The organism is Tamlana flava, from assembly GCF_041287255.1.
In the GTDB taxonomy this organism is placed as follows: domain Bacteria; phylum Bacteroidota; class Bacteroidia; order Flavobacteriales; family Flavobacteriaceae; genus Tamlana; species Tamlana flava.
This window is the reverse complement of record NZ_JBGGTX010000004.1, coordinates 384,005-410,325: the sequence shown is the minus strand read 5'-3', so window position 1 is coordinate 410,325 and position 26,321 is coordinate 384,005. Positions and strand designations below refer to the sequence as shown.

Annotated in this window: 27 protein-coding genes and 1 other RNA gene; 10 read left to right on the top strand and 18 right to left on the bottom strand. The window is 35.8% G+C overall.

The window, feature by feature from the left end:
• Window positions 1-65: 65 nt before the first annotated feature.
• On the bottom strand, window positions 66-884 hold the full coding sequence (locus ACB104_RS13625) for a M48 family metallopeptidase (RefSeq protein WP_370479590.1): 819 nt from the start codon (window positions 882-884) through the stop codon (window positions 66-68).
• 153 nt (window positions 885-1,037) lie between these two features.
• Here ACB104_RS13625 and msrB point away from each other — a divergent pair, with 153 nt between their 5' ends.
• Window positions 1,038-1,508 carry a peptide-methionine (R)-S-oxide reductase MsrB gene (gene msrB, locus ACB104_RS13620; RefSeq protein ID WP_370479588.1) on the top strand — a complete coding sequence of 157 codons (471 nt, stop codon included), beginning with the start codon at window positions 1,038-1,040 and terminating at the stop codon, window positions 1,506-1,508.
• 17 nt (window positions 1,509-1,525) lie between these two features.
• Complete coding sequence (locus ACB104_RS13615) at window positions 1,526-2,077, top strand: DUF1572 family protein (protein ID WP_370479586.1); 552 nt, start codon at window positions 1,526-1,528, stop codon at window positions 2,075-2,077.
• A gap of 59 nt (window positions 2,078-2,136) precedes the next feature.
• On the opposite strand, the gene ACB104_RS13610 is transcribed toward ACB104_RS13615, so the two are convergent.
• Both ACB104_RS13610 and ACB104_RS13605 read right to left on the bottom strand, forming a co-directional pair.
• Window positions 2,137-3,066: a nuclear transport factor 2 family protein gene (locus tag ACB104_RS13610; protein WP_370479585.1), complete on the bottom strand. Its 930-nt coding sequence runs from the start codon at window positions 3,064-3,066 to the stop codon at window positions 2,137-2,139.
• A gap of 87 nt (window positions 3,067-3,153) precedes the next feature.
• Window positions 3,154-4,437 (bottom strand): NAD(P)/FAD-dependent oxidoreductase, encoded by a 1,284-nt coding sequence (locus tag ACB104_RS13605; RefSeq protein WP_370479583.1) that lies wholly within the window; start codon window positions 4,435-4,437, stop codon window positions 3,154-3,156.
• 241 nt (window positions 4,438-4,678) lie between these two features.
• On the opposite strand from ACB104_RS13605, the gene lpdA reads away from it, so the two are divergent.
• Window positions 4,679-6,055, top strand: coding sequence for a dihydrolipoyl dehydrogenase (gene lpdA, locus ACB104_RS13600; protein WP_370479581.1), 1,377 nt, complete (start codon window positions 4,679-4,681; stop codon window positions 6,053-6,055).
• Between the two features lie 78 nt (window positions 6,056-6,133).
• Here lpdA and ACB104_RS13595 read toward each other — a convergent pair whose 3' ends face one another.
• The 4 genes from ACB104_RS13595 to ACB104_RS13580 all read right to left on the bottom strand — a co-directional run bounded on the left by ACB104_RS13595 (window position 6,134) and on the right by ACB104_RS13580 (window position 8,445).
• A complete protein-coding gene (locus ACB104_RS13595) occupies window positions 6,134-6,577 on the bottom strand; it encodes a hypothetical protein (RefSeq protein ID WP_370479580.1) in 444 nt (147 codons plus the stop codon).
• 56 nt (window positions 6,578-6,633) lie between these two features.
• On the bottom strand, window positions 6,634-7,053 hold the full coding sequence (gene aroQ, locus ACB104_RS13590) for a type II 3-dehydroquinate dehydratase (RefSeq protein WP_370479578.1): 420 nt from the start codon (window positions 7,051-7,053) through the stop codon (window positions 6,634-6,636).
• Window positions 7,054-7,130: 77 nt separating this feature from the next.
• Window positions 7,131-7,631: a DUF3575 domain-containing protein gene (locus tag ACB104_RS13585; protein ID WP_370479577.1), complete on the bottom strand. Its 501-nt coding sequence runs from the start codon at window positions 7,629-7,631 to the stop codon at window positions 7,131-7,133.
• Between the two features lie 316 nt (window positions 7,632-7,947).
• The gene (locus ACB104_RS13580; protein ID WP_370479575.1) at window positions 7,948-8,445 is read right to left on the bottom strand and encodes an outer membrane beta-barrel protein; all 498 of its coding nucleotides are present in this window, start codon (window positions 8,443-8,445) and stop codon (window positions 7,948-7,950) included.
• A gap of 222 nt (window positions 8,446-8,667) precedes the next feature.
• Here ACB104_RS13580 and xerD point away from each other — a divergent pair, with 222 nt between their 5' ends.
• Window positions 8,668-9,564: a site-specific tyrosine recombinase XerD gene (xerD, locus tag ACB104_RS13575; protein ID WP_370479573.1), complete on the top strand. Its 897-nt coding sequence runs from the start codon at window positions 8,668-8,670 to the stop codon at window positions 9,562-9,564.
• Window positions 9,565-9,639: 75 nt separating this feature from the next.
• Here xerD and rny read toward each other — a convergent pair whose 3' ends face one another.
• The 4 genes from rny to ACB104_RS13555 form a co-directional block, all read right to left on the bottom strand.
• Window positions 9,640-11,214 carry a ribonuclease Y gene (gene rny / locus ACB104_RS13570; protein ID WP_370479572.1) on the bottom strand — a complete coding sequence of 525 codons (1,575 nt, stop codon included), beginning with the start codon at window positions 11,212-11,214 and terminating at the stop codon, window positions 9,640-9,642.
• Between the two features lie 57 nt (window positions 11,215-11,271).
• Window positions 11,272-11,378: non-coding RNA, 6S RNA (gene ssrS, locus ACB104_RS13565), on the bottom strand.
• A gap of 55 nt (window positions 11,379-11,433) precedes the next feature.
• On the bottom strand, window positions 11,434-11,727 hold the full coding sequence (locus tag ACB104_RS13560) for a cell division protein ZapA (RefSeq protein WP_370479570.1): 294 nt from the start codon (window positions 11,725-11,727) through the stop codon (window positions 11,434-11,436).
• A 16-nt stretch (window positions 11,728-11,743) separates the two neighbouring features.
• Entirely contained in the window at window positions 11,744-12,034 is a 291-nt protein-coding gene (locus ACB104_RS13555; RefSeq protein WP_370479568.1) for a coiled-coil domain-containing protein, read from the bottom strand.
• A gap of 174 nt (window positions 12,035-12,208) precedes the next feature.
• Between ACB104_RS13555 and ACB104_RS13550 the strand changes: the two genes are divergently transcribed.
• Together ACB104_RS13550 and ACB104_RS13545 are read left to right on the top strand one after the other, a co-directional pair.
• Window positions 12,209-13,894 (top strand): M23 family metallopeptidase, encoded by a 1,686-nt coding sequence (locus ACB104_RS13550; protein WP_370479567.1) that lies wholly within the window; start codon window positions 12,209-12,211, stop codon window positions 13,892-13,894.
• 12 nt (window positions 13,895-13,906) lie between these two features.
• Complete coding sequence (locus tag ACB104_RS13545; RefSeq protein WP_370479565.1) at window positions 13,907-16,372, top strand: TonB-dependent receptor; 2,466 nt, start codon at window positions 13,907-13,909, stop codon at window positions 16,370-16,372.
• Here ACB104_RS13545 and ACB104_RS13540 read toward each other — a convergent pair.
• A complete protein-coding gene (locus ACB104_RS13540; protein WP_370479563.1) occupies window positions 16,356-17,516 on the bottom strand; it encodes a cysteine desulfurase family protein in 1,161 nt (386 codons plus the stop codon). The two genes, ACB104_RS13545 and ACB104_RS13540, sit on opposite strands and share 17 nt — an antisense overlap.
• Before the next feature lie 141 nt (window positions 17,517-17,657).
• Between ACB104_RS13540 and ACB104_RS13535 the strand changes: the two genes are divergently transcribed.
• The gene (locus tag ACB104_RS13535; protein WP_370479562.1) at window positions 17,658-18,560 is read left to right on the top strand and encodes a hypothetical protein; all 903 of its coding nucleotides are present in this window, start codon (window positions 17,658-17,660) and stop codon (window positions 18,558-18,560) included.
• Here the strand turns inward: ACB104_RS13535 and ACB104_RS13530 are convergent.
• Together ACB104_RS13530 and ACB104_RS13525 are read right to left on the bottom strand one after the other, a co-directional pair.
• Window positions 18,557-19,123, bottom strand: coding sequence for a DUF8465 domain-containing protein (locus tag ACB104_RS13530; RefSeq protein WP_370479560.1), 567 nt, complete (start codon window positions 19,121-19,123; stop codon window positions 18,557-18,559). The genes ACB104_RS13535 and ACB104_RS13530 overlap by 4 nt on opposite strands.
• Window positions 19,123-19,317 (bottom strand): hypothetical protein, encoded by a 195-nt coding sequence (locus tag ACB104_RS13525; RefSeq protein WP_370479558.1) that lies wholly within the window; start codon window positions 19,315-19,317, stop codon window positions 19,123-19,125. The genes ACB104_RS13530 and ACB104_RS13525 overlap by 1 nt, the downstream gene beginning before the upstream one ends.
• Before the next feature lie 220 nt (window positions 19,318-19,537).
• Here ACB104_RS13525 and ACB104_RS13520 point away from each other — a divergent pair, with 220 nt between their 5' ends.
• The 3 genes from ACB104_RS13520 to ACB104_RS13510 all read left to right on the top strand — a co-directional run bounded on the left by ACB104_RS13520 (window position 19,538) and on the right by ACB104_RS13510 (window position 20,562).
• A complete protein-coding gene (locus ACB104_RS13520) occupies window positions 19,538-19,774 on the top strand; it encodes a hypothetical protein (RefSeq protein WP_370479557.1) in 237 nt (78 codons plus the stop codon).
• Window positions 19,775-19,938: 164 nt separating this feature from the next.
• Window positions 19,939-20,220 carry a DUF2752 domain-containing protein gene (locus ACB104_RS13515; protein WP_370479555.1) on the top strand — a complete coding sequence of 94 codons (282 nt, stop codon included), beginning with the start codon at window positions 19,939-19,941 and terminating at the stop codon, window positions 20,218-20,220.
• Between the two features lie 9 nt (window positions 20,221-20,229).
• A complete protein-coding gene (locus tag ACB104_RS13510; protein ID WP_370479553.1) occupies window positions 20,230-20,562 on the top strand; it encodes a CCC motif membrane protein in 333 nt (110 codons plus the stop codon).
• Between the two features lie 211 nt (window positions 20,563-20,773).
• On the opposite strand, the gene ACB104_RS13505 is transcribed toward ACB104_RS13510, so the two are convergent.
• From ACB104_RS13505 to ACB104_RS13490, 4 genes are all read right to left on the bottom strand, one after another.
• Window positions 20,774-21,964 (bottom strand): T9SS type A sorting domain-containing protein, encoded by a 1,191-nt coding sequence (locus ACB104_RS13505; RefSeq protein ID WP_370479552.1) that lies wholly within the window; start codon window positions 21,962-21,964, stop codon window positions 20,774-20,776.
• A 305-nt stretch (window positions 21,965-22,269) separates the two neighbouring features.
• Entirely contained in the window at window positions 22,270-23,769 is a 1,500-nt protein-coding gene (locus ACB104_RS13500; protein ID WP_370479550.1) for an FGGY family carbohydrate kinase, read from the bottom strand.
• A gap of 23 nt (window positions 23,770-23,792) precedes the next feature.
• Window positions 23,793-24,764, bottom strand: a complete 972-nt coding sequence (locus ACB104_RS13495; protein ID WP_370479549.1) for an ABC transporter permease — start codon at window positions 24,762-24,764, stop codon at window positions 23,793-23,795.
• Between the two features lie 31 nt (window positions 24,765-24,795).
• Entirely contained in the window at window positions 24,796-26,316 is a 1,521-nt protein-coding gene (locus ACB104_RS13490; RefSeq protein WP_370479548.1) for a sugar ABC transporter ATP-binding protein, read from the bottom strand.
• Window positions 26,317-26,321: the final 5 nt, after the last annotated feature.

The window sequence follows — 26,321 nt, the reverse complement described above, 5'->3', positions numbered from 1 at the left end:
AAAAAAAAGCTGCCTTTTATTAGCAGCTTCTAAAGTAACTAAAATTTTTATTTGAATAGCAGCAACTATTCCCTAAATGAAGTTATTCCGAATTTCTTCGCTTCGGCAATAGCTTTCGGAGCTATTGCCTCAAGATTTGCTATGCGCGAATCGTTGGAAGGGTGTGTGCTCAAAATTTCTGGTGGTGCTTGTCCCCCGCTATTAGCTTTCATACGTTTCCAAAGTTCTGCAGCCTCTGTCGGGTTATAACCAGCAATGGCCATTAAGTATACCCCAATGTTATCCGCCTCGGTTTCATGCGCCCTACTAAAAGGCAACATAACACCAACCGTAGAACCCACTCCATAATATTGATTAAACGCATTTCTTGATTTTTCATCTTGAATGGCAATATTGCCCGCTACGGCACCCAATTGTTGTAACATGCCTGCACTCATGCGCTGTTGCCCATGATTTGCCAAAGCGTGAGCCACCTCGTGTCCCATAATAGCTGCCAAACCGGTTTCGTTTTTTGCAATGGGCAAAATACCTGTATAAACAACTATTTTCCCCCCAGGCATACACCAAGCATTTACGGTTTTATCTTCAACTAAGTTATATTCCCATTTATAATCGTTAAGATAACCTTGATGCCCGTTAGCATTTAAATAACGTTCTGCCGCAACGGCAATGCGCTGACCAACTCGAGTTACCATAGCGGCTTCGGAAGTGCCAGTTACCACTTTATTTTCACTCAAAAACTGATTATATTGTGCAAAAGACGTTGGAAATAATTGAGAATTTGGCACCAAAGCCATGGTTTTTTTTCCGGTGAATGGATTTGTTGCACAGGATATTGCAACCAAGACCATGCCTAATATTAAAAATGCTTTTTTCAGCTTCATTATTTTAAATTTTTTATTGTTGTTAAAAATACAAAAATCATACCTTAATTTTATGACACAATTTGCATTTATTCGTCACAAGACCATAAATTAATTCTGACTTTTAATTTGTAAAGTTTTTAACTTATCAACGACTGTTATCAAAAACAAAAAATGAAGAAAATACTTTTACTTACCTTAGTTTTATTAGTCTTTAATTGCAAAGGAAACACACAAAAACCATCAAAAAAAGAATATACTGTAGTTAAAACTGAAGCGGAATGGAAAACCCAACTTACCGAAAAAGAGTTTTATGTTTTGAGAAAAGCTGGTACTGAACGTGCATTTAGCAGCCCGCTAAACAAAAACTATGAAGAAGGTGTTTACATATGCAAAGGTTGCGATACGCCTTTGTTTAAAAGTGAGCACAAATTTGATTCTGGCACCGGATGGCCCAGTTTTGACCAAGAAATTAAGGGTAATGTAGCTTATGCGAGTCCATCGCATTCCTTTTACGGAACCGAAGAACATTGCGCAACCTGTGGTGGCCATTTAGGCCACGTATTTAATGATGGCCCTAGGGAAACAACAGGAAAGCGTCACTGCATTAATGGAGTTGCGTTGAAATTCATTCGGAAAGACTAAACCATATTTATTTTTAAATGGAAAGTTATTTAACTAGCATCACAAAACAATTTGAATACTATAAAAGTTTGGGTGATAAAACCTTTAGCCAATTAACTTTTGACGAAATGTTATGGCAAAGCAATGAGGACGCCAATAGCATTTCGATAATTGTAAAACATATGGTTGGAAATATGTTGAGCAGATGGACCAACTTTTTAACTGAGGACGGTGAAAAAACTTGGAGAAAACGCGATGATGAATTTATTGACAGTTACCAAACAAAAGAAGAAATCATAGCTGCTTGGGAAAGCGGTTGGTATTGTTTGTTTAATGCAATCAATCCTTTAGAGAAAAAAGATTTAGAGCATATAATCTATATTAGAAATGGTGGACACACTGTTATTGAAGCCCTTAATAGACAATTGGCCCATTATTCCTATCATGTTGGTCAAATTGTGTTTTTAGGAAAATTAATAAAAGGTGATGAATGGAAATCACTTTCTATCCCAAAAGGAGATTCATCAAAATATAACCAAAACAAATTCAGTCAAGCAAAAAGTAAACGGCATTTTACAGATGACTTATAATTTAAGGCACTTTAAAAAGAAGCCTTCTGATGAGAAGGCTTCTTTTTAATTATAAAATTTTATTTGGCATCCAATGCTTTGGTGCTTATATAGGAAATTCCCCTTTCAATCTTGCCTTCATCATTAAAGTCATGTGTATACATGGCAGGTATAACAAATTTCTTTTTGTCAGATTTTCTGATTAATCTAAAATTCCACCATGACTGAACGGTATAACCATCACCCATTTCATAGTGTAATAAATCTGGATAACCCACTACATCAATGCTTTCAATCTCATATTTTTCGAGAAATTTTTTATTACGTTCCTTAAGTTCTTCCAAACCAATGCTCTCGCCTACAGGCATTTCAAGTCCTGTAAAACTGGCATCTTCAGCCATGTAACTATAGGCCTTTTCTAAATCATTATTTTCAAAGGCAGCGAACATTCTTCTAACTTTATTTATATACTCGTGTTCATTATAGAGTGTTCCATTTGTTCTTGTGGAAAATGCACTTCGGATATCTCTTCCAACTGGATAATTATAATATATGGCTAGTTCTATTTTACCCTCATCATTCAATCTATACAAATTATGAACAGGCATTTCAACTTTAACCCCTGTAGCATCATGCACGCCTTTTAAATAATCCCAAGTTTGCACCCAAGTTTTCCCGTCTTTATATTCTATCGCATCTGGATAAGCTTGGCCGTTTCTTGACAAACTCCTATACACTGTCCACTTACTTCTGTTTTCTACCCATTTTAAAAAATCTTCCTTATTCGTTCCTTTATCATTTTTGTTCCTGGTGATTCCGTTATAGCCTTTAAAATCATCAGACAGATAAGATGCTACTTTTTCTACATCTCCTGCGATATCAGCTTGTTGCATAGCCTCTACCGCTACAATTGCCGGGTGCTCTTTGTAAACTGTACCGTTCTTTTCTTTTTTTTGGGAATACATTAAAGCTACGGAAAGCAGCATGATAATTAAAACATGTTTTTTCATTTTTAATAAATTTTGGTTAGTTAATATTCTTAAATGTAACCAAAATAATTGAAAGACAAGTCATTAAATAGTTCCATTTTAACTAGTTCAGGATTTTAATTTCTTCTTAAACGGACGAATAATCAACCGTGCTTCTCGATCAAAGCGCACATAATTATACACCCAATTAATAAAAACCACCATTCGGTTTCTGAAGCCTATTAAGAAAAAGAGATGCACAAACATCCAAACATACCAAGCAAAAACACCTTGAAACTTAAATTTTGGCAGATCTACGACGGCCTTATTTCTACCAATCGTTGCCATAGCTCCTTTGTCTTTGTACTTAAATGGCCGCATGGGTTTCTCTTCTATAAGCCTTAACATATTATCGCCCAGTTGATGCCCTTGCTGAATGGCCGGTTGCGCCATCATGGGCAATCCGTTAGGGAATTCATCTGATTCCATACAAGCTATATCTCCAATAGCAAAAATGTGCTTAACCCCCTTAACTTGATTAAACTCGTTTACCAAAATTCGGTTGCCTTTGGTAATAAATTCATCAGCATCTAAACCTTTAATGGTAGCACCCTTAACTCCAGCCGCCCAAACTACCGTGGCGGTCTCGAAGGTTAAATCGGTGTTTGTAATAACGGTCTTTCCATCATAATTGGTCACACGAACGTTCTTCCAGATGTTTACCTCTAGTTTCTCTAAAAAGTCTTCAGCCTTTTGTGAGGCCTTGTCGCTCATTCCCTTTAAAATACAATCACTTGACTGTATAATATTTATCTGTACCATGCGCGTATCCAAATCGGGGTAATCCTTAGGCAAAATACCTTTTTTAATTTCAGCCAAAGCTCCTGCCAACTCCACTCCTGTTGGTCCGCCACCTACAATTACAAAGTTCATTAGGGCGTTCCGTTCGTTTAAATCTGAAGTTAAAAGTGCCGCTTCAAAATTCTCAAGAATTAAGCTCCTTAAATTCAAAGCTTGTGGTATGGTTTTCATGGCCATACTATTTTTTTCAATCTCAGAATTTCCAAAATAATTAGTCTCGGAGCCTGAAGCCACCACCAAATAATCAAATTTAAGTTTACCAATATCAGTAATTACGCAATTTCTTTGGGTATCGATTTCTTCAACGTTTGCCAGCCTAAAATAAAAATTGGGAAAATCCTTTAAAATCTTTCTTATGGGATATGCAATGGAATCTGGCTCTAACCCACCCGTTGAAACCTGATACAATAAGGGCTGAAAATTGTGATAATTATGCTTATCTAAAAGAACAACCTGAACTTCTTGTTTTGATAATTTTCTTGCTAGCGCAATTCCTGCAAAACCACCACCTATTATTACGATTCTGGGGAAGCTGGTTATTGGTATATTCATAAATTTTTTCTTGCTACACAAAGGTAAGGGAAAGATGTTGAATAAATAATTTCACACATCCAACAATAAATAAATTATAGTAATGGTTATTAAACACCTCAACTTAAATAGTCAATTTTACATGATTGAAAATTCTAATCCTCCGAGAATAAAAAGTCCCAGGATTTTTTTTCGATTTAAAAGCGTTCTAAATTCTTTATTAAAATTCGATTTCGTAAATTCGTAGCCTAAATTTTAACAAATGAGTAAATACGATATTATTGTTCTTGGAAGTGGTCCTGGTGGTTATGTTACGGCTATTAGAGCATCACAATTGGGGTTTAAAACCGCTATTGTTGAAAAAGAAAATCTTGGTGGTGTATGCTTGAATTGGGGCTGTATACCAACAAAAGCCCTATTGAAATCTGCTCAAGTTTTTGAATATCTGAAACATGCAGAGGATTACGGACTAACCGTTAAAGATGCAAAACACGATTTTGACGCGGTTGTAAAACGTAGCCGTGGGGTTGCTGAAGGCATGAGTAAAGGTGTTCAGTTTTTAATGAAGAAGAACAAAATAGACGTTATTGAAGGTTACGGAAAACTAAAACCAGGAAAAAAGGTGGATGTTGACGGAACAGAATACAGTGCGGACAACATAATAATTGCTACTGGAGCACGTTCTAGAGAATTACCAAGCCTGCCTCAAGATGGTGAAAAAGTGATAGGTTACCGTGAGGCCATGAGCTTAAAAAAGCAACCTAAAAAAATGATTGTGGTTGGTTCTGGAGCTATTGGTGTTGAGTTTGCCTATTTCTATAATTCGATGGGAACTGAGGTAACCATTGTTGAATTTTTGCCAAATGTAGTTCCTGTTGAGGATGAAGACGTTTCAAAACAATTGGAGCGTTCGTTCAAAAAGAGTGGTATCAATATTATGACTTCGGCTGAAGTTACCAAGGTTGATACTTCTGGTAAAGGCGTGAAAGCAACTGTAAAAACCAGCAAAGGCGAAGAAACACTTGAAGCCGATATCATTTTAAGCGCCGTAGGCATTAAAACAAATATTGAAAATATTGGATTGGAAGATGTCGGTATTGTGGTTGACAGAGATAAAATCATTGTAAACGACTTTTACCAAACCAATATTCCTGGATATTATGCCATAGGTGATGTTACACCTGGTCAAGCGTTGGCACACGTCGCCTCAGCCGAAGGTATTTTATGCGTTGAAAAACTTGCCGGTCATCATGTTGAACCCATTGACTATGGAAATATTCCAGGCTGCACCTACTGTACGCCGGAAATTGCAAGTGTGGGTTTAACTGAAAAAGCTGCCAAAGAAAAAGGCATTGATATAAAAGTTGGTAAATTTCCGTTTTCTGCATCAGGAAAAGCTAGTGCAGGTGGAAATAAAGATGGTTTCGTGAAAGTTATCTTTGATGCAAAATATGGTGAATGGTTAGGTTGCCATATGATTGGCGCTGGTGTAACCGATATGATTGCGGAGGCAGTTTTAGGTAGAAAACTTGAAACCACAGGTCACGAAGTATTAAAAGCCGTTCATCCTCACCCCACCATGAGTGAAGCGGTTATGGAAGCCGTTGCCGCTGCTTATGATGAAGTGATTCATATTTAAAAAAATAGAATTTTTTACAAAATGTCGGTTAGAATAAATTCTAATCGACATTTTTTTATGACTTAAGTACACCTTTAATTAAATTTTCCATCCCAGGCCAATAAACAGACCATTGGGCGTAACCTCTTGGAAACCTAAAGTATACTTCATATGAACATCAAATTCTGGGGTGATATTATAAGAGGTGGCAATATCAGCTCTAACCTTCAACTTATTGCTAAAAAACTCAAAAAAATAGTTGATACTTGGGCCAACTAAGAAACTGACCTTTTGAGCTACCTCATATTTTGCGTAAACGGGAGCATTAACAAAGTTAAAATCGTTCAGAACAATGTATAAAATTTCTGGTTGAATTGTAAAGTCGTCTTCAACATTAAAACCTGCAAAACCTCCACCGTAAAAACCAGTAAAAGTTTCAGGGCTAAAACCAAATTCCTCTTGTGAAGTCCTAAAAAAGGTCAGGTTCAAACCTCCCTTAACACCAAATTCCACTTGAGATTGCCCATTAATTGTTAAGAACAAAAATAAACATACAAAGAATAACCGTGAAATTATTTTCTCCACTTATAAAATATAAATTAATCGAGGAAACTTTGAATCGCCAACTCATAGCTCTGCAAACCAAAACCAAGAATAACGCCTTTGGCATTGGGAGAAATATAAGATTGGTGCCTGAACTCTTCCCTTCCAAATGTATTTGAAATGTGAACTTCTACAACTGGGGTTTCAATACCTTTTATAGCATCACCAATACCAATGGAAGTATGCGTATAAGCCCCAGCATTTAAAATAACGCCATCATAGCTAAAACCAACTTCATGAAGTTTGTCTATCAACTCACCTTCAATATTTGATTGATAATAGCTTAGTTCCACATTTGTATACTTCTCTTTTACTTGATCAAAAAAATCTATAAATGTCAAGCTTCCATAAATATTGGGCTCGCGCTTTCCCAATAAATTAAGGTTGGGACCATTAATGATGATTAATTTTTTCATGCCGTAAAGATATTTAAAAAAGCATAAAAAAAGGAGCCTAAACGCTCCCCTTTTCAATTATATGAATTAATATTCCCCTAAAAAGCAAAACCTAGTGAAAGCCCCAAACGAGGACCAATACCATCAAATCCAAAATCAAATGAAGTATCATCTGCTTCAATACTATAATATGCTGGCCCACCGTATATATCTAAAGTTACAGGATTCCAGTTCCATTGATACCCAATGACCCCACCAGCAGCAAAAACAGACGTTTTAAAATCATTATCTGCACTAGCCGAAGAATAACTGGCTACAGGACCAACAAACCAACCTGTTGGGGCTTCGTGAGACTTTTGAATATAAAATCGATACTGCAGTCCTGCTCCAAAACCTGTATAGTCAAAAGACCCAGAACTAAATGACGCGTAACCGAGGTCTAACTGAACCGATTGGTTGTCATTCAATACCCTTTCATACCCCACCTCAAATGATCCAACAATCAAAGCAAGAGGGTTAAATTTAATAACATTCTCTTGGGCAGTCATTTTTGAAACTGCAAGAACAATTACTAAAGCACTTAATAATAATTTTTTCATAATATTTTAATGTTTCTAGTTTATATTTAACAAATAAAGGCTATTTTTTTTTAAAATTTGATAAAAAAATACCGGTATTACTGTTATTTTTTTAAATTGATTGATAGTCAATTTAATGCAAAAAATATTAACCCATTTTAAGAAAAAAATATTTTTATAAGTCACCACTTACTTACCAAAAAAAATTATTGAGCCATTTCAAGCAACCTTTTCAACAAACAGCCCTTTTTTAAACAATTACTTACCTATTTCATTCATATCCAATAAAAAAGGAGCTAATTTTTTAGCTCCTTCGAGATTTACGACCATATTGCAACTATAATCCAAACTCAACACCAAGATTTAAGACATCAAATGACCCTCCATCTAGACTAACACCACGATAAGATAATACAATGTCAATTGAATCACTAACGCCATATTGAACTCTTGGAGCATAATAAAAGCCACCATCATTTCCATCATTAATACCAATGGCATAACCTAAATCTGCACCAAGCGCAAACTCTTCTGAAACATTAAATCTAGCCGCACCAGCTACTGGCAAAAATTGAGCATCTTCAATATCAATGCTACCAAAACTTGTATCAATACTGTCTCCAAATGAATGAGAAAACCCAGTAGCAATACCTGCTTCAAAATTATCCCCGGCCTCCCAAAGATAACTAATATCCAAAGTAACGTTAAATGTCCAAGCGTCACCAGCATCTCCAATGGGAAGCCCCAAATTAATACCTGCGTTTAAATCTCCTTGAGCATTTACACCCCCAATTGCGAATACCGCAAAAATCGTAAGTAAAAATAGTTTTTTCATAATTTAAAGTGTTTATAGTTTAATATTCGAAAATTAAATCCATTTTTTTTAAGAATATCACATTTGAGTTATAGTTATTAACATTATTGTTAACAATTGAGTTTAAGTATTTATAATTCAATGTTATAATATTTATTTTATTAACAATTTTATTTACAAAGAACTAAAATTATAAACAAACGGAGGATTTTAAATTAGTCTTATTTCTTTATTTTTACCCTGATGAAATGGGAAAACGCACTTAAGGATTACCAAACCTATCTGAAAATAGAACGCGGATTATCACAAAACTCTATTGAAAATTATTCGCTTGACGTAAAAAAGCTAATCTTTTTTTTAGAACATGGCAACATAAAATCATCACCTATTAGCATAAATCCTGAAATTGTTCAACAATTTATCTATGATATTGCCAAAACAGTAAATCCACGCTCCCAATCTCGTTTAATATCCGGTCTAAGAAGTTTTTTTAATTATTTGGTATTTGAAGATTACCGAAAAGACAATCCTTTAGAGCTTATTGAATCCCCAAAAATTGGCAGAAAACTGCCAGACACTTTGTCTGAAACAGAAATTGACAATATTATTAAAGCCATCGATTTAAGCAAACCTGAAGGCGAGCGGAACAGAGCTATGCTTGAAACATTGTACGGTTGCGGATTGCGTGTAAGTGAACTAATTGGCCTAAAAATATCTGATTTATTTTTTGACGAAGGCTTTATTAAAGTAACCGGAAAAGGTGACAAACAAAGATTTGTGCCCATTGTTGAGGTTACAAAGAAATATATAAACATTTACAGAAATGAAGTCAGAAATCATCTGAAGATTCAATCCGGCTTCGAGGACACCTTATTTTTGAATAGACGAGGAAAGCAACTTACTCGAGCCATGGTTTTCACCATCATAAAACAATTGGCCGAAAAAATCGGTCTAAAAAAGAACATATCACCACACACCTTCCGACATTCTTTTGCTACACATCTGCTGCAAAATGATGCCGACCTGCGCTCTATTCAATTAATGTTGGGCCATGAGAGCATAACAACAACAGAAATCTATGTTCATTTAGACAAAAGTCATTTAACCGATGTTGTTGAAAAATACCATCCAAGAAAGTAGAGATTTATTCTTTTTGTAAATAAAAAATCCAGCATTACTGCTGGATTTTAATTTTTTCTATTCTGAGAGAACAATTTATTTAGCAATATTAACTGCCCTTGTTTCTCTAATAACCGTCACTTTAACTTGCCCTGGATAAGTCATATCGGTTTGTACTTTTTGTGAAATGTTGAATGATAAATCGGCCGCCATATCATCATTTACTTTTTCACTTTCAACAATTACGCGAAGCTCTCTACCAGCTTGAATAGCATAAGCCTTTTTAACGCCATTAAATCCGAACGCAATATCCTCCAAATCTTTTAGACGCTGAATGTAGCTATCTAAAACTTGACGACGTGCACCTGGTCTGGCTCCAGAAATGGCATCACAAACTTGCACTATAGGCGCTAAAAGCGATTTCATTTCTATTTCATCGTGATGTGCTCCAATGGCATTACAAACCTCAGGTTTCTCACCATATTTTTCTGCCCATTGCATGCCCAAAATAGCATGTGGTGTTTCCATGTCAGCCTCTGCATCTGGCACTTTTCCAATATCATGCAATAACCCGGCACGTTTTGCCAATTTTGGGTTTAATCCTAATTCTGCAGCCATCACACCGCAAAGTTTCGCAACCTCTCGAGAGTGCTGCAATAGGTTTTGCCCATAAGATGAGCGATACTTCATCCTACCAACCATTTTAATAAGCTCCGGATTTAGGTTATGGATTCCTAAGTCTATTACGGTTCTTTTTCCAACCTCTATGATTTCTTGCTCAATCTGTTTTTGTGTTTTATTAACAATTTCCTCAATTCGAGCTGGATGAATTCTACCATCTGTTACCAATTTATGAAGCGACAACCTAGCCACTTCCCTCCTAACAGAATCAAAGCATGATAAAATGATAGCCTCTGGTGTATCATCAACAATTATTTCTACACCAGTTGCAGCTTCAATGGCCCTGATATTTCTACCTTCTCGACCGATGATGCGCCCTTTAACATCATCCGATTCAATATTGAAAACAGACACACAGTTATCTACAGCTTCTTCGGTTCCAATACGCTGAATAGTATTGATTATAACCTTTTTGGCTTCTTGTTCCGCTGTTAATTTAGCTTCCTCCATAGCACTTTGAATGTATGACATCGCATCATTCTTAGCTTCACCTTTCAAAGATTCCACCAATTGTTCTTTGGCCTCTTCTGCAGACAAACTTGAGATAACCTCCAACTGCTGTACTTGGCTTTTATGCAATCTATCAAGCTCATCCTGTTTCTTATCAAGCACGTCCAACCTATGATTGTAGTCGCTTATTTTAGCCTCAAGGCTTTCATTTAGTTTTTTACTTTTAGAAAGCTCACTGGAAACTTGGGATTCCTTGTCTCGGGTACGCTTAACCGCCTCGTCCATTTTTTTATCTCTCGCCAAAATAACCTTTTCATGTTCAGATTTTAGCTCTATGAACTTTTCCTTAGCTTGAAGAATTTTGTCCTTTTTAATGCTTTCGCCTTCGCTATGCGCCTCTTTGAGTATCAAGGTAGCGCTTTTCTTTGCTTCCTTAACTAGTTTTGAAGCATTGTTTTTCTCGAGTAACTTAGCTATAATAAAGCCAACTATAAGCCCTACAATAACACCCACTACTCCAATTATAATTGAGTTGTCCATCGTGTTTAGTTAATTTGAATATATAAAAAAAGCCTACACCAGTTTAAAATTTTGTATAAACTCCTTAAAAACAAGTTTAGGGCTAACAAGCTGATCAAGGATCTGCTCAAGGCAGCTTGCTTTTACAACTTAAACTCACCCTTTTTAAAGAATTAACGTTGAGTTTATCAAAAAAAATAACCAATGCAGGCAGTAACTTTTATTTATTTTAAAGAACGTTTAAGAGGCCAAATGTGAATGTAGCAATTCATTTAAAGCATTTAGTTTTTCTTCTACATGCTCATTAACATTTGCTTTATCAATGGACTTCTGCTCAACTTGGGAAGCAAATTGTAGAGCACACATGGCCAATACATCTTGTTTATCCCGAACAGAATAACTTTGCTCAAATTGCTTTATCATAACCTCAATGTTTTTAGCCGCTCTTCGCAATCCTTCCTCTTGATGGGCCTCAATTGTTAAAGGATATACTCGGTTTGCTATAGATAGCTTTATTTTAAGCTTTTCTGCCATTGGGTTTAACGATTAATCAATTAGATAATTGAGCTATACAATGATCAATATCCCTGATTAAGGCGTTTATTTTAAGCTTAGTTTCTCTTTTATTATCGTCACTACCAAGTATTGTATTTGCCATTTTAAGGGCTTCGTACTTTTCTTCCCAATCAGCAATATGCTTTTTTTGGGTATTAATTTCTTGCTTTGAAACTTCTAATTCTTCACTCAATTTCAAATTGGCAAGCTTTAAAAGCTCTAATTTGTGTAATACTTTACTAATCTTGTTTTCTAAAGAATCTACAATATCCTCAATATTACTCATTTACAAATTTCAATACTTATCTCACAAAGTTAACATTCCAGAGCATAAATTACAATTGTTTTTTCATAAAATTTCAAAATAATTCTGGTTAGCACTTACAATACAATGGCTTGATTTTTGTTTAATTCTTTGCCATTTAACATCTTAATTAATATTTTAGCCCAATAGATTTTTATGCGTTTTCTACTGCCCCTACTTTTAGTTTTTTCATTATTTGCAAGTGCCCAAAATAATTACCCGCAAGATTATTTTAGCAATCCTCTGGAAATTCCATTAATACTTTCCGGAACATTTGCAGAATTACGTTCCAACCACTTTCACTCCGGCTTAGATATTAAAACCCAACAACGCACTGGATTAAATGTTAAAGCAGTTGCCAGCGGATTTGTTAGTAGAATAAAAGTTTCACATTACGGTTACGGAAAGGCATTATATATTACCCATCCCAATGGATATACATCGGTTTATGCTCATTTACAGAAATTTGCCCCAGAAATTGAAGCGTATGTTAAAAAGCACCAGTATGAACAGGAGGGTTATGAGATAGAATTGTTTCCGCATGCAGATGAATTGCCCGTTGAAAAAGACAGTTTAGTGGCTTACAGTGGAAACTCCGGTGGTTCAGGTGGTCCACATTTGCATTTTGAAATTAGGGACAAAGATGAACGCCCCATGAACCCTATGCTTTTTGGAATAGATGTTAAAGACACCACTGTGCCTGTTGTAAAATCTCTTTATGTTTTTCCTTTAGATGAAAATGCATTTGTAAACAATTCGCAATCCAAACAAAAACTACGGCTAACAGCTCTGAATAATGGTGACTATGTTGCTGAAAGTATTCAGGCCGTCGGAAAAATCGGCTTCGGTATAAGCACTATTGACAGGCAAGACTTAGCGGCAAACTCAAACGGCGTATACAACATACAGACTTTTGTAAATGGCAGTAGAAATTTTGAACTTGATTTTCAATGCTTTTCATTTGATGAAACCAAGCACATTAACCAATTGATTGATTACGAACACTTTTCAAAAAACAAAGAGCGTCTTCAAAAGTTATTCAAAAAAAACAATCCACTAAGTATTTTAAAATCGACATTAAATGATGGGGTTCTGTCCATTCAGGATAGCACGAATTCTGTTTATAAAATCAGGGTGGCCGACTATAAAAACAACGAATCTTGGGTTACGCTTCAAATAAAAGGCTCCAAAAATAGCATGTCTGCCCCTCAACCGACAAAAACAACCCCATATTTTATAAAAGCAAACGAAACCACAAATTTAAAGGCAGTAAATGTATCGGTAGATTTTTACAAAGACACCTTCTACGACGATTTTTATATAGATTTTGAAGTAAAAAACGATACATTAAAACTGCACGAGGATGTTGTAGCAACAATGAAAGACTTCACCATTAGCTACGATGTTAGTCAATACAATAGTGATGATATCGATAAATTGTATATCGCCAGATTAATTGGCTACAAGCAATTTCCTTCATATACCTATACCAAAAGACAGGGCAATACTTTAACCGCAAGCACAAAAAAACTTGGCACTTATGCTTTGGCTATGGATACCATAAAGCCTACCATTACCGCCTCTAACTTTAAAAATGGGCAATGGTTAAGCAAATACCGATTTCTTGAAGTAAAGATTGATGATGATGAATCTGGCATATCCAATTACAGGGCAACAGTAAATGGCAAATGGATTTTAATGGAATACGATTATAAGACGAAAACTCTAACGTATGATTTTAACGATGAAGTTATCACTGACACACAGAACAATTTAAAAGTGATTGTTACCGATAATGTTGGAAATAATTCTACTTTTGAAGCGTTATTTTATCGAAAATAAACTTTTACATCTTTGAAGGCAAAACTTTTACTGACCCCCATTTTATTTTTTTCTACACTTGCTTTGTGTTTTTCGCAAACAGCGAACATTAGAGGTGTCATTTTAGATGAAAATAACCTACCCATTGAAAATGTAAATATTAAAACCAGCCGAGATAGTGGAACAAAAACCAATGAAAACGGCTTCTACTCCATTGACATCCCCATAAATCAAGACGTTACTATTGAATTTACACATATTTCCCATAAAAAAGTGGCAAGCACTTTTAATCTAAAAAATGGTGAAACATACGAGTTTAATCCAGTAATGAGCAACACCGTTGAACAAATTGCCACCGTTATTGTAAACAGCAACAGGCGAAAAGAAGTTGAAGGCATTGTAACGCTTAAACCAGAAGTTATCAGGAAAATACCTGGCGCAAATGCTGGTGTTGAAAATTTATTGATGACACTTCCGGGAGTTAGCAACAATAACGAATTGAGCACACAATACTCCGTGCGTGGTGGAAATTACGACGAAAATTTGGTCTATGTTAATGGCATTGAGGTTTACAGACCTTTTTTGGTGCGCTCCGGCCAACAGGAAGGACTGAGCTTTGTAAATACCGATTTAGTTCAAAATGTGGATTTTTCTGCAGGTGGGTTTCAGGCAAAGTATGGTGACAAGTTATCTTCGGTTTTGGATATCACTTATAAAAACCCGTATCAATTTGAAATTAATGCCGATTTAAGCTTACTCGGCGGAAGCCTCTCCATAGAAAACATAAGTAAAAATTCCAGGCTAACCGGTATTGTTGGTTTACGTTATCGAGACAATAGCCTTTTAGTTAATGCTAAAGAAACCGAAACCAATTTTCAGCCCTCTTTTGCAGATACCCAAGCGTATTTTACCTATAAGTTTACCAATAAATTCCATTTGAGCTTTTTAGGAAATGCTTCTTTAAACAAATACAACTACCAACCCCAAACACGCCAAACCAATTTTGGAACTTTGGCCAACCCGGTTGCGCTTATTGTATTTTATGAAGGCCAGGAAAAAGACAGATACCAAACCTTGTTTGGCGCATTTAAGGGTTCTTATTTTGCTAATGACGATTTAAACCTGCATTTGATTGCTTCAGCCTACCATACCACAGAGGAGGAATACTTCGATATTTTTGCACAGTACAGATTGGGCGAAGTAAACAATAGTATTGGTGAAGAAAACTTAGGCGAAGTTGAATTTAGCGAAGGTATTGGCAGTCAATTGACCCATGGCAGAAATGATTTGGATGCTTTGATCACCAATATTGAGCATAAAGGAGATTTTAAAATTGACGATAACCGCATTGAATGGTCTGTAAAATACACTAATGAAAATATTCGCGACCGTTTGGTGGAATGGGAAGTGATTGACTCGGCCGGATTTTCATTACGCCCTCCAAAAACAACTCCAGTTAACGAACAACCTTACGAACCCTATTCAGGTCCCTTGGAACCTTTCACAAATGTGCGGGCTACCAACAATACTACAATAAATCGTTTTCAGGCCTATGCCCAATGGAGCAAACGAAGTACTTGGGGCAATAACGAAGTTTGGTATAATGCCGGCGTTAGAGGACATAGTTGGCAAGTGAGTGGTGATGGTATTTCGTCATCAAGCCAAATGGTTTTTAGTCCGCGGGTGCAATTTGCCATTAAACCCTATTGGGAAAAAGATATGCTTTTTAGGGCAGCAACGGGCATGTATTACCAACCGCCATTTTATAGAGAACTACGCGATGCCAATGGCGTTATACAACCAGAAGTAAAAGCACAAAAATCGTTTCATTTGGTTTTGGGTAACGATTACAGCTTTAAAATGTGGGACAGACCTTTTAAATTAACCTCTGAGTTATTTTATAAAAACTTATCTGATGTGAATCCATACACGCTTGAAAACGTTCGTATTCGCTATCGTGCAAATAATAGTGCCAAAGCCTATGCCTACGGATTGGATATGCGATTAAATGGTGAATTTGTACCAGGAACCGAATCATGGTTTAGTTTTGGTTACTTAAAAACGGAAGAAAATATCAATAATCAAGGTTATATTTCACGCCCAACAGACCAACGTTTAAAATTTGCAGCACTTTTTCAAGATTATGTGCCCAATGTGCCAAGCATGAAAATGTATTTAAACTTGGTTTACAACACAGGTTTACCAGGGGGCTCACCAAGTTATGCGGACCCTTATGTTTACCAAAACAGATTACCAGATTACAAACGTGCCGATTTGGGCTTACAATTTGTGTTAGTTGATGCCAAGAAACAATTTAGAAGTGGCTGGAAAAAGCCTTTTAAAGAATTGTCTTTCGGCTTCGAAATATATAACATATTTGATGTGCAAAATTCCATAACAAATACTTGGGTACGCGATGTAGACAGCAAGCGTCAATATGCTATTCCCAACTATTTAACACCTCGAGTTTTTAACGTGAGGACTACGATGAAGTTTTAGACTTAGCAACAAAATCACTTAAAACATTTATTACGTAATCTACTTCTTCTTTGGTATTATAAATACCAAAAGAAAATCTAATGGAAGGTTTCAACAAATCCTCATCACTCAAAATTTCAGATAAAACATGAGAGTTTTGTGAGCTTCCACTTTGGCAAGCACTTCCTTTTGAACAAGCAATACCCTTTAAATCCAACTGAAACAACAACATCGCCGATTTTTCGGGTGGAACGGGCAAACAAACATTAATCAGCGTATAGGTGCTTTTTTCAAAATTTGAAGAATAGCCATTAAAGATTACTTGAGGGATTTCAGCTTTAATCCTTTCAATAAAATAATTCTTCAAATCTTCAACATATTGTTTCTCATCTTCAATATTTTGATATGCCATTTTAAGCGCTTCATCCAAACCAAAAATATTATGTACACTTTCGGTACCTGCACGCAACCCGCGCTCTTGCTCTCCTCCTATTATGAGGGATTTTAATCCGGTATTTTTTCTGATGAAAGCAAAACCAACACCTTTAGGGCCATGGAATTTATGGGCCGAAGCCGCTAAAAAGTCCACTGGAATATCTTGCAAATCCATTTTGTAATGACCAATAGATTGCACCGCATCGCTATGAAAAAGAGCAATGTTTGCTTTGCACAAATGGGCAGTACGCTTTAAATCTAAAATGTTTCCAATTTCATTGTTAACGTGCATTAAACTTACCAAGCATTTTTCGTTGGTTTGCAATAGGCTTTCTAAATGGCTAAAATCAATACCACCATTCTCGTCCAAATCAACATAACTAACACCAATATTGTATTCCTTCTGCAATTGCTGAACCGTATGCAAAACGGCGTGGTGCTCAATTTTTGAAGTTATAATATGCTTTACCCCCAAATCTTTAACGGCACTTCTTAATACTAAATTATCTGCTTCGGTGCCCCCAGAAGTAAATATGATTTCACCGGCCGAAACATTGAAGTAACTTGCTATGGCTTTTCTTGATTTTTCAACCAACACTTTAGAAGCCCTGCCGAAACTATGCGACGACGATGGATTGCCAAAATGATTTTTCATCACTTTGGCCATGGCATCGATTACCTCACTTCGTATAGGCGTAGTCGCAGCATTATCAAAATAAACAGGTTTCATCGAGCTTAATTTCAAGTTTACAAAAAGCCTTTGGAAAAACTAAAAGACTTTAAAGCTTCAAAAATACTTGAAATAAAATTATTATCAATAAGCTACGTTATAAATAACAATTCTGTTATTTTTGCCTAAAACCAAAAACCAATGCGTAAGCTTTTTTTTGTACTAATTACCTTTGTTTTACTTCCAATGAATTCGTGTGACGATGGTGATGTTATAACCTTTGAGTTGGATTTTGATGATACTTTTGAGGCTTGCGAAACAGATGTTTTGGTATTTTATAAAACAAAAAGCGACCCTTCTGAATCTCTATCTATAACCATTTCTACACTTACCCTAGAGGATATTTTAAACGTTGATGAATCAGGTGTTTTCGAAGCAACTGTAACGATAGGCACATCAAACCCTTTTAATTACAGAACATACAACAACACTACGTTACCCAGCAATCTGTTTTGCAATGCCATACCAAATTCTGAAGTTAAACTAAAGGAAGATATAGTGAGCACGAGCGGAACTGCCACAATTAAAACAGTTTTAACAGAAGATGACAATGATGGTGTTGCCGCTGAATTGGAATTTGATGGAGATACGGACGGAGACGGATTGCCAAACTACATTGATGCTGATGATGACGGCGACAATATTTTAACAAAAGATGAAGACCCAGACCCCAATGGAGATGGTGATTTAAGTGATGCCTTGGATACTGATGGAGATGGCATTCCGAATTATTTAGACGATGACGATGATGGTGACGGCGTTAAAACACGCGATGAAGAAAATGATTCACCAGATAACAACCCTGCCAATGATATTACAAATAGTGAGGTTGGTGCCGATTATTTAAATCCTGATGTTTCTACAACAGTTGCCGCAACAGGTTATAGAGAACACACCATTTTAAGAACATTTACGGTTACAATGGTTATCACCGACATTGATTTAACGCTTATTTCTTTAGACGCCTTAAATTTTGGGACTTTGAACGCCAGTGAAATCCCAACATCAGAAAAAAGCAGAAAGGTAACTCCAGATTTTAATTAGTTTGAAGTTGCATTTTTTTGATAAATGTAAACTTCGGTTGCTCCCAAGCCATATTTCTGATAGTTGGCATCATAAAACTTTACATTATCGTAACGCCCAATTAAATATTCCAATTCCAATTTTAGTACGCCTTCACCCACTCCATGGATAAATACAACCTTTTGTATTCTGTTTGCAATAGCAAAATCCAATCTTTGCTTAGCTGTATCCAATTGTAAAGTGAGGATATCGTAATTTGTCATGCCTCTTGTAGATTTAACCAATTCGTTAATATGTAAATCCACTTCCATTGTAGGCTCATGACGCTCTTTAGCCTTCTTTTTTGGTTGTTTTTTTCTTTTGGGCTGTTCTTTTTCAGAAACAACATCATCAATGGTTGAACGTGAAAAGAGCTTCGTTTTTATAGATTCATTTTTCTCTTTTATAACCAATTCATTTGAATTAAAATCAATCAAAAAGCCGTCTTCTGTTTCAATGGATACAACGTTAGCGTTAATACTTTTAACAGTACCTGAAAGGTCTTCATCCAAAACCAAAACATAATCACCTTTTTTAAACGACATCATTGTTCATTTTCAGAATTATCGGTTCTATCACTATCATATTTACTCGGTATGGTTCTCGCAATTCTATACATACCAACTATCAACAGTACAATGCCCACGATTAATAATAATTGATTTTGTTCTTCTCCCGCTTTGACATACATTGCAACAAAAGCACCAATGATGATTAAAATATAGTTGAAGTATTTCATTTCAAATTTTATGATGTTAGTTGATAAGCTTGTCCAAATATAATATTTCATGTTCTTTTTATCTCTTTAATTCAGTTTTTAGAAATCAAAATATTTTAATTATAAAAATGGCAGTTTCTATTTAATAATTCCCTGGCTCATTTGCTTCATAAAAAAAGAGCATTTTAGGCGGACTTTTGCTATCTTTATTTTATCAACAACCAACTGAAAATCAACTCTGATGGAAGAAAGTCAAAACAGAGGACAAAATAATTCTGGACAGACCATCATCGTGAATCAAACAGAGAAAAAATCTAACGGCTTGGGAACCGCAGGTTTTGTTCTTGTCCTAATAGCATTATTTATTGGATGGATTCCTATTTTGGGCTGGTTAATATGGATTCTTGGTCTTGTATTATCCTTTATAGGGATTTTTAAAGCTCCAAGAGGATTAGCCATTGCCGGTTTAGTTATTTAATTGATTGGAATAATTTTATTGATATTAGTTTTTGCAGGAATTGGTGCTGCTGCTTTATCGTCTTAATACCATAAAACTGTTAGAGTAATAAATAAGTATTTCAAAAAAAGAATATTAAAAACTACTCTTTTATATTTTAGTACCTTAAACTTTTATTTTATCCCATGGAAGAATACATGTTGCCCTGCTTAAACAAAAAACTTTTTGGCATTGAGTGCATGGGCTGTGGCTTGCAACGTTCTATAGCTTTAATTTTTGATGGTGAATTTGCAGCGGCTTTTCATATGTACCCAGCTGTTTATACATTAATCATACTTTTTGGTCTCGTGGCTTTTAATACGTTTAGTAATTTCAAGTATGCAAACAAAATAATTACTATTTTGGCTGTTCTTAATGGTGTTATCATCGTTGGAAACTTCGTGGCAAAAACATTTATAATCAATTAAAACAATAATATGGAACAACAAAAATTACCCAATGCAACATTAATATTGATATTCGGAATCTTGTCAATCGTAACCTGTTGCTGTTATGGCTTCGTTGGTTTAATACTTGGTATCATTGCAGTAGTTTTGGCAAACAAAGCAACCAAAGTTTACACTGAAAACCCAGAAGGCTACACCGGAATTTCAAATGTAAAAACCGGAAAAATTTTAGCCATCATAGGAATCGTTCTTAGTGCACTATATTTACTTTTTGTAGCTTTTATGGTGATGACTTTTGGTTGGGATACACTACAAGACCAAGAACTTTTGCAAGAAAGAATTCAAGAAATGATGGGGCAATAATCATAAAATAGATTTAAAACAAAAAGCGACCAATGTGTCGCTTTTTTTATTTCATTTATAACTATAGCTTAGTAAATATACCTACTTAACTGCTCAATACTTTTTTGAAATGAAACATAAAAAAATCCCTTGAAGATTACATTAATTACCTTCAAGGGATTTTGAATATCCTTAAAACTTAAGGATTAAATTTTGAAATCTATTTTATGGATTACTTAGTTACAAATTTAACTGATTTTTGTCCTTCAGCAGTCTTAATTGTTGCAATCCAAAGTCCTGATTTAAATTCAAAGTCAGTGTTTGTATCAACTTTAAGAGTTTTAACCAATGCACCTGTAATGCCGTAAATGTTAACTTCTGTGTTTAATTTAACGTTTGATAGATATACTCTGTTACCAACCGCTTTTAAATCTGTAGAAACAGGTGATGCTAAATCATCAACACCAAGAAGAGCTTCTACTTGGCTTTTAATGGAAGATGAACTAACATAAATTCTGTAAATTCTTATTTTACCACCACGATTTGCAAGTCGGTACTGTTGTGCTGGACCGGCTTGAAACTCCATAACTCGTGGCGCTTCATCTCCAGTATCTCCACCGCTCAAACCACTACAATCAAAAGCACCTTTGCCTGTGCCATAGTCTTCTTGATATACTGGTGTTCCAGTTCCTCCATAAGATTCAAAAGACAGATAACCTGTTTCACAACCTAAACTTTGATCGCCTTCAATATCGGTATATTGACCTGCACCAACTACCGTTACATATTCGTTCGCTTGTAAATCCATTAAAAAGCCTCTAAATCGAGTACTGTTATAGCGTTTAGCCCCAGGTGTTGTAAACTGAATACACCCTTCAAACTCACCAGATATGTCATCTGGCATTCCTGTTCGCTCATCATATCTTGTTAAGTTGGTATTTACAGTCATTAGGGCATCGCTATTACTGTCTTTATAAAATACCATATTTGTCGCACCATCTAAATCAGGTAACATTTGGGGTTTAGTGTATAGACTTTCTCCACTTAACAACGTACCATTGGGTGGATTTGGTGAAGAACCTTTAGATGATAGCGTAAAGTGAAAATTTGCATAGTCTGCATAATTTGCATTAAATGTTGTGAAATAGATTGATTCAACACTTTGTCCATTTTCATTTTCATAACCATCTTTGGGTGCATAGGCAACACCGTCGGCATAATTTGTAACTACAGTACCACTTCCATCAACCCAATTTATTTGGCGTAAATAATTGGCAAATGCATTCAAATAGAATTCAGGAAGCATGTTGTCATAACCAGCCCCCAATTCTTTAGCCCCAAAATCCCAATATTTTATTTGGGCTTGCGAAACTGCCGTCAGCAATAACACTGGCATTAAAAGCAATAGTAATTTTTTTTTCATTTTGAATAGTTTTTTAGTTGTTAAATATAATTTTTGTAATCGATTGTATTTGAATATTCAAAATTGCGAATTTTATTTTAATTCACAACTATTTTTGAACAACGGTCAATTTTATAAGTAAATAGTTATGAATCAATGATTCACTTGTGAAGCATCAAATTTGACTACTTAAGATAGGTCTTTTTTTAATGCCTTTATTAGCATTTGTAATTTAATTCGGTGAAATCCGTTTTTGTTCGATATGAAGTTATTTTAACATCCTTTTTCTTATAGCTCTCTTAAATGGATATTGTACGAATAACTTGTTAAGCCTTTTTATTTTTAAGAATAATTTGCCAATTACTATAAGAAGTTTGCACTGATTGGTTGTTGCTATTTGGTATATAGCTTTTAACAACCTCTGGTGAGGGTTCGGGAAAATCATTTACTGTATACCAAAATTTTGCACCTAATCCGGCCATCAGGGCAGCACCCCAAGCGGACACGTCGGTAATGCCCATATTCGTAATTGGTGTTTTCAACAAATCGCATATAAATTGCATCAAAAAATTATTGGCCGTAATCCCGCCATTTACTTTTAGTTCTTTCAACGATGAGTTGGTTTCTTCCTCAATAGATTGAATAACGTCTTTTATTTGAAAAGCAATAGATTCTAAAGCAGCTCTTACCAGATGTTCTTTTCTGGTTCCGAAAGTCAATCCATGAATGGAAGCTTTCCAATGTTTCTGCCAATACGGTGCACCCATGCCACTAAATGCGGGTACCAGATAAACCCCTTCATTAAATGTTAAAGATGTTGCCATAGTTTCAATTTGGTTATGAGAAGTGAATATGTCCAACTGATTTTTTAACCATTCCAACGTAGAGCCACAACTTACTATAACACCCTCAAGGGCATAATTTACTTGTCCATTTATACTCCATCCAATAGTTGTTAACATACCGTTTTTGGCATGTGTTTCCATTTTTTCAGCATTGTAAAGAATGGAAGAACCTGTTCCTAAAGTAGCTTTTGCCATACCGTTTGTAAAACAGGCTTCACCGAAAAATGCCGCCTGTGAGTCACCAATCATTCCTGTTATTGGCAATGGATTGATGAATATGCCTTCAAATGTAGAATCACCAAAATAATCAGATGAAAAGGTGACTTCAGGTAAATTTAACTTTTCAAGTTTGAAAATTTCAAGCAATTCTTCATCCCATTCTAAATCATAGATATTGTAAAATAAGGTACGCGATGCATTAGTATGGTCAGTTTTATAGCTTTTACCGTTGGTGAGTTTGTACAGCAACCAGGTATCCACAGTTCCAAAAAATGCATTACCCGAATCTATGGCTTCGTTCACCTTAGGATTGTTTTCATAAAGCCAAGTGGCTTTGGTAGCCGAAAAATAGGGGTCTATGGTTAATCCAGTTTTAGAATTTATGGTTGATTCTAAATCCTCCTCCTTTAGCTTTTCACATATTGAAATAGATCGTTTGCACTGCCAAACCACCGCATTATGAAGCGGATTTCCATTTTTGTCCCACAATACAAAAGTTTCTCTTTGATTGGATACGCCGCAAGAAACAATTCTATGATCATCCCCTGAAAATTTTTCGTTAAACTCTGAAATACAATTTTTAACTACATGAATTACCGATTGATAAATTTCCTCTGGATTTTGCTCTACAAAACTCGATTCTGGATAATATGATTTTAAAGGTTCTGTAGTTTTAATAACAACATTGCCAAGTTCATCAAAAATAATGGCTTTGGTTCCACTTGTTCCTTGGTCTATCGATAAAATATAGGATTTAGACATGCTTTTAATTGATTTTTAATCTTTTAATCTTCTGCGGGATGGTTTAATCGGTCCATAATAACAGCAATCAGTATCACAAAACCTTTAATGATTTGTTGCCAAAAAGGCGAAACATTCAACAGAACCAAACCGCTATTCAAAACGCCAATAATGAGTGCGCCTTGCACCGTACCCATTATGGAACCACGCCCTCCAGAAAGCGATGTGCCACCAATAACCACCGCCGCAATGGAATCCAATTCATAGCTCATTCCCGCATTGGGTTGTGCGGAATCCAAACGCGAGGTTAAAATAATACCGCCTACCGCAGCTAAAATTCCGGCAATGGCATAAACCCATATCTTTACTTTATTGATATTGATGCCCGATAGCCGTGCAGCACTTTCGTTTCCGCCAATGGCATAAATATGACGGCCGAATTTTGTTTTCTTGGTTAAAATAACAGCAAAAGCTACCACCACAGTGGTAATCCAAACGGGCATGGGAATGCCTAAAAACCACCCTGTACCAATGAATGCAAAGTTATCGCCCAAGCCTGTTATTGGGAAACCACCCGTCCACAACATAGTTGCTCCTCGAGCTATGGTAAGCATAGCCAATGTAGCCACAAATGGGGGCACTTTAAATTTAGTAATCATCCAGCCATTAAACACACCCAATCCGCCACCAACTATCAATCCTGCCAATATAGCACCAAAAACGGTAAAACCTACAAAGGTATTTATGGAGGGAAATTCCAATCCGAATTTTAACAAACCTGCAACAATGGCGCCACTAAACGCCAACATAGAACCTACAGATAAATCGATACCCTTTGTTAAAATCACCAAAGTCATCCCCACCGAAATACACACATTTATAGAGATTTGTCGGGCTATATTCCAACCGTTTTCCATGGTAAAAAATTTATCGGATAAAATGGTCAACACAATACACAGCACCAAAAGCGCTATTATGGATTGAAATTTCACTAAAGTAGATTTTACATCTGTCATTTTTTGCAGTGATATCGTTTAGACGGTTGTTTTATAAAGTTGCTGCTTGCATGATGCTTTCTTCACTAGCATTTTCTTGATTGAATTCTCCAGATATTTTTGAATTGCTCAACACCAAAATTCTATCGGAAATAGTCATGATTTCTGGCAATTCAGATGAAACCACCACAATACCCAAACCTTCTTTTGCCAAATTATTAATGAGGTGATAAATTTCGTTTTTGGCATTTACATCAATTCCTCTAGTGGGTTCATCCAAAAACAACACTTTAGGTTTAGTGGCCAACCATTTAGCCAAAACCACTTTTTGTTGGTTTCCACCGCTTAGGTTTTTAGCCAATTGTTTTTCTGAAGGCGTTTTTATTTTGAGCGCTTCAATGTATTTTTTTGAAAGTTCGGCTTCCAGTTTATGGTTCAAAAATCCGTTTTTCACTACGCCGTTTATTGAAGCCATACTCGTGTTTTTGCTGATTTCCATTTGAAGCACCAAACCGTCTTCCTTGCGGTCTTCCGGCACTAACCCGAGTCCGTTTTTAATGGCATCGGCAACCGACTTAATCTTAACTTCTTCATTGTCTATAACAACACGACCAGCCATTACTTTGGGATGCAAACCAAAAATGGTTTCGAGCAATTCGGTACGGCCAGCGCCCATCAACCCAAAAATGCCCAAAACCTCTCCTTTTTTTAATGTGAAATTGATGTCTTTGATAATGTACTTTAATTTACTGCCCACATTGGGAAGGCCAATATTTTCAACAGTTAAAACATCGTCGCCTAATTTTACGGCATCCTTTTGGTACTTATTTTTAATATCGCGCCCCACCATCAAACGAATCAAATCGTCTTTGGTAGCACCTTCAACATTTTCAATTGTTCCCACGGTTTTTCCGTCGCGTAAACCAATAAAACGGTCGGCAATTAAAAACAATTCATCTAATTTATGTGAGATATAAAGAATGGAAACGTTTTGTTTTTTAAGTGAATCGATTATTCTGAAAAGCGATTCCACCTCAGAGTCTGAAATAGCCGAAGTAGGTTCATCCATAATCACCACTTTGGCGTCTTCTATAAGTGCTTTGGCAATTTCAATAAGTTGCTGCTCGCCCACACGAAGTTGCGAAATAAGTGTTTTGGGGTTTAAATGACAGTCTAATCTGGACAACAATTCTTTGGTTTTAGCCTGCATTTGTTTTGTATCCAGAATCCCGAAACTGTTATGGATTTCTCTCCCTAAAAAAATATTTTCGGTAATACTCAAATATGGAACTAAATTTAATTCCTGATGAATTATGGCAATGCCTTTTAGACTGGCTTCTTTGGGGTTGTTGAAATTGACTTTCTCGCCATTCAAAAACAAATCGCCTTCATAATCTGGATAAACCCCCGAAAGAATCTTCATTAAGGTGGACTTTCCGGCACCATTTTCCCCAACAATAACATTTACCTTGCCCGCATGTACATCAAGATTCACGGTATCTAAAGCCGTAATGCCACCAAAACGTTTGGTAATCTTTTTTGCTTGAAATATAATGTTAAGCTGATTTTCCAAGAACT

Coding starts and splice junctions, on each gene's coding strand:
- ACB104_RS13525 (WP_370479558.1), bottom strand. CDS start 19,317: ATGAAATACTTCAACTATATTTTAATCATCATTGGTGCTTTTGTTGCA.
- aroQ (WP_370479578.1), bottom strand. CDS start 7,053: ATGAAAAAATTAATCATCATTAATGGTCCCAACCTTAATTTATTGGGA.
- msrB (WP_370479588.1), top strand. CDS start 1,038: ATGAAGAAAATACTTTTACTTACCTTAGTTTTATTAGTCTTTAATTGC.
- ACB104_RS13495 (WP_370479549.1), bottom strand. CDS start 24,764: ATGACAGATGTAAAATCTACTTTAGTGAAATTTCAATCCATAATAGCG.
- xerD (WP_370479573.1), top strand. CDS start 8,668: ATGAAATGGGAAAACGCACTTAAGGATTACCAAACCTATCTGAAAATA.
- ACB104_RS13610 (WP_370479585.1), bottom strand. CDS start 3,066: ATGAAAAAACATGTTTTAATTATCATGCTGCTTTCCGTAGCTTTAATG.
- ACB104_RS13500 (WP_370479550.1), bottom strand. CDS start 23,769: ATGTCTAAATCCTATATTTTATCGATAGACCAAGGAACAAGTGGAACC.
- ACB104_RS13555 (WP_370479568.1), bottom strand. CDS start 12,034: ATGAGTAATATTGAGGATATTGTAGATTCTTTAGAAAACAAGATTAGT.
- ACB104_RS13505 (WP_370479552.1), bottom strand. CDS start 21,964: ATGAAAAAAAAATTACTATTGCTTTTAATGCCAGTGTTATTGCTGACG.
- ACB104_RS13615 (WP_370479586.1), top strand. CDS start 1,526: ATGGAAAGTTATTTAACTAGCATCACAAAACAATTTGAATACTATAAA.
- ACB104_RS13510 (WP_370479553.1), top strand. CDS start 20,230: ATGGAACAACAAAAATTACCCAATGCAACATTAATATTGATATTCGGA.
- ACB104_RS13540 (WP_370479563.1), bottom strand. CDS start 17,516: ATGAAACCTGTTTATTTTGATAATGCTGCGACTACGCCTATACGAAGT.
- ACB104_RS13560 (WP_370479570.1), bottom strand. CDS start 11,727: ATGGCAGAAAAGCTTAAAATAAAGCTATCTATAGCAAACCGAGTATAT.
- ACB104_RS13585 (WP_370479577.1), bottom strand. CDS start 7,631: ATGAAAAAATTATTATTAAGTGCTTTAGTAATTGTTCTTGCAGTTTCA.
- ACB104_RS13625 (WP_370479590.1), bottom strand. CDS start 884: ATGAAGCTGAAAAAAGCATTTTTAATATTAGGCATGGTCTTGGTTGCA.
- ACB104_RS13550 (WP_370479567.1), top strand. CDS start 12,209: ATGCGTTTTCTACTGCCCCTACTTTTAGTTTTTTCATTATTTGCAAGT.
- lpdA (WP_370479581.1), top strand. CDS start 4,679: ATGAGTAAATACGATATTATTGTTCTTGGAAGTGGTCCTGGTGGTTAT.
- ACB104_RS13580 (WP_370479575.1), bottom strand. CDS start 8,445: ATGAAAAAACTATTTTTACTTACGATTTTTGCGGTATTCGCAATTGGG.
- ACB104_RS13535 (WP_370479562.1), top strand. CDS start 17,658: ATGCGTAAGCTTTTTTTTGTACTAATTACCTTTGTTTTACTTCCAATG.
- ACB104_RS13605 (WP_370479583.1), bottom strand. CDS start 4,437: ATGAATATACCAATAACCAGCTTCCCCAGAATCGTAATAATAGGTGGT.
- ACB104_RS13530 (WP_370479560.1), bottom strand. CDS start 19,123: ATGTCGTTTAAAAAAGGTGATTATGTTTTGGTTTTGGATGAAGACCTT.
- rny (WP_370479572.1), bottom strand. CDS start 11,214: ATGGACAACTCAATTATAATTGGAGTAGTGGGTGTTATTGTAGGGCTT.
- ACB104_RS13515 (WP_370479555.1), top strand. CDS start 19,939: ATGGAAGAATACATGTTGCCCTGCTTAAACAAAAAACTTTTTGGCATT.
- ACB104_RS13520 (WP_370479557.1), top strand. CDS start 19,538: ATGGAAGAAAGTCAAAACAGAGGACAAAATAATTCTGGACAGACCATC.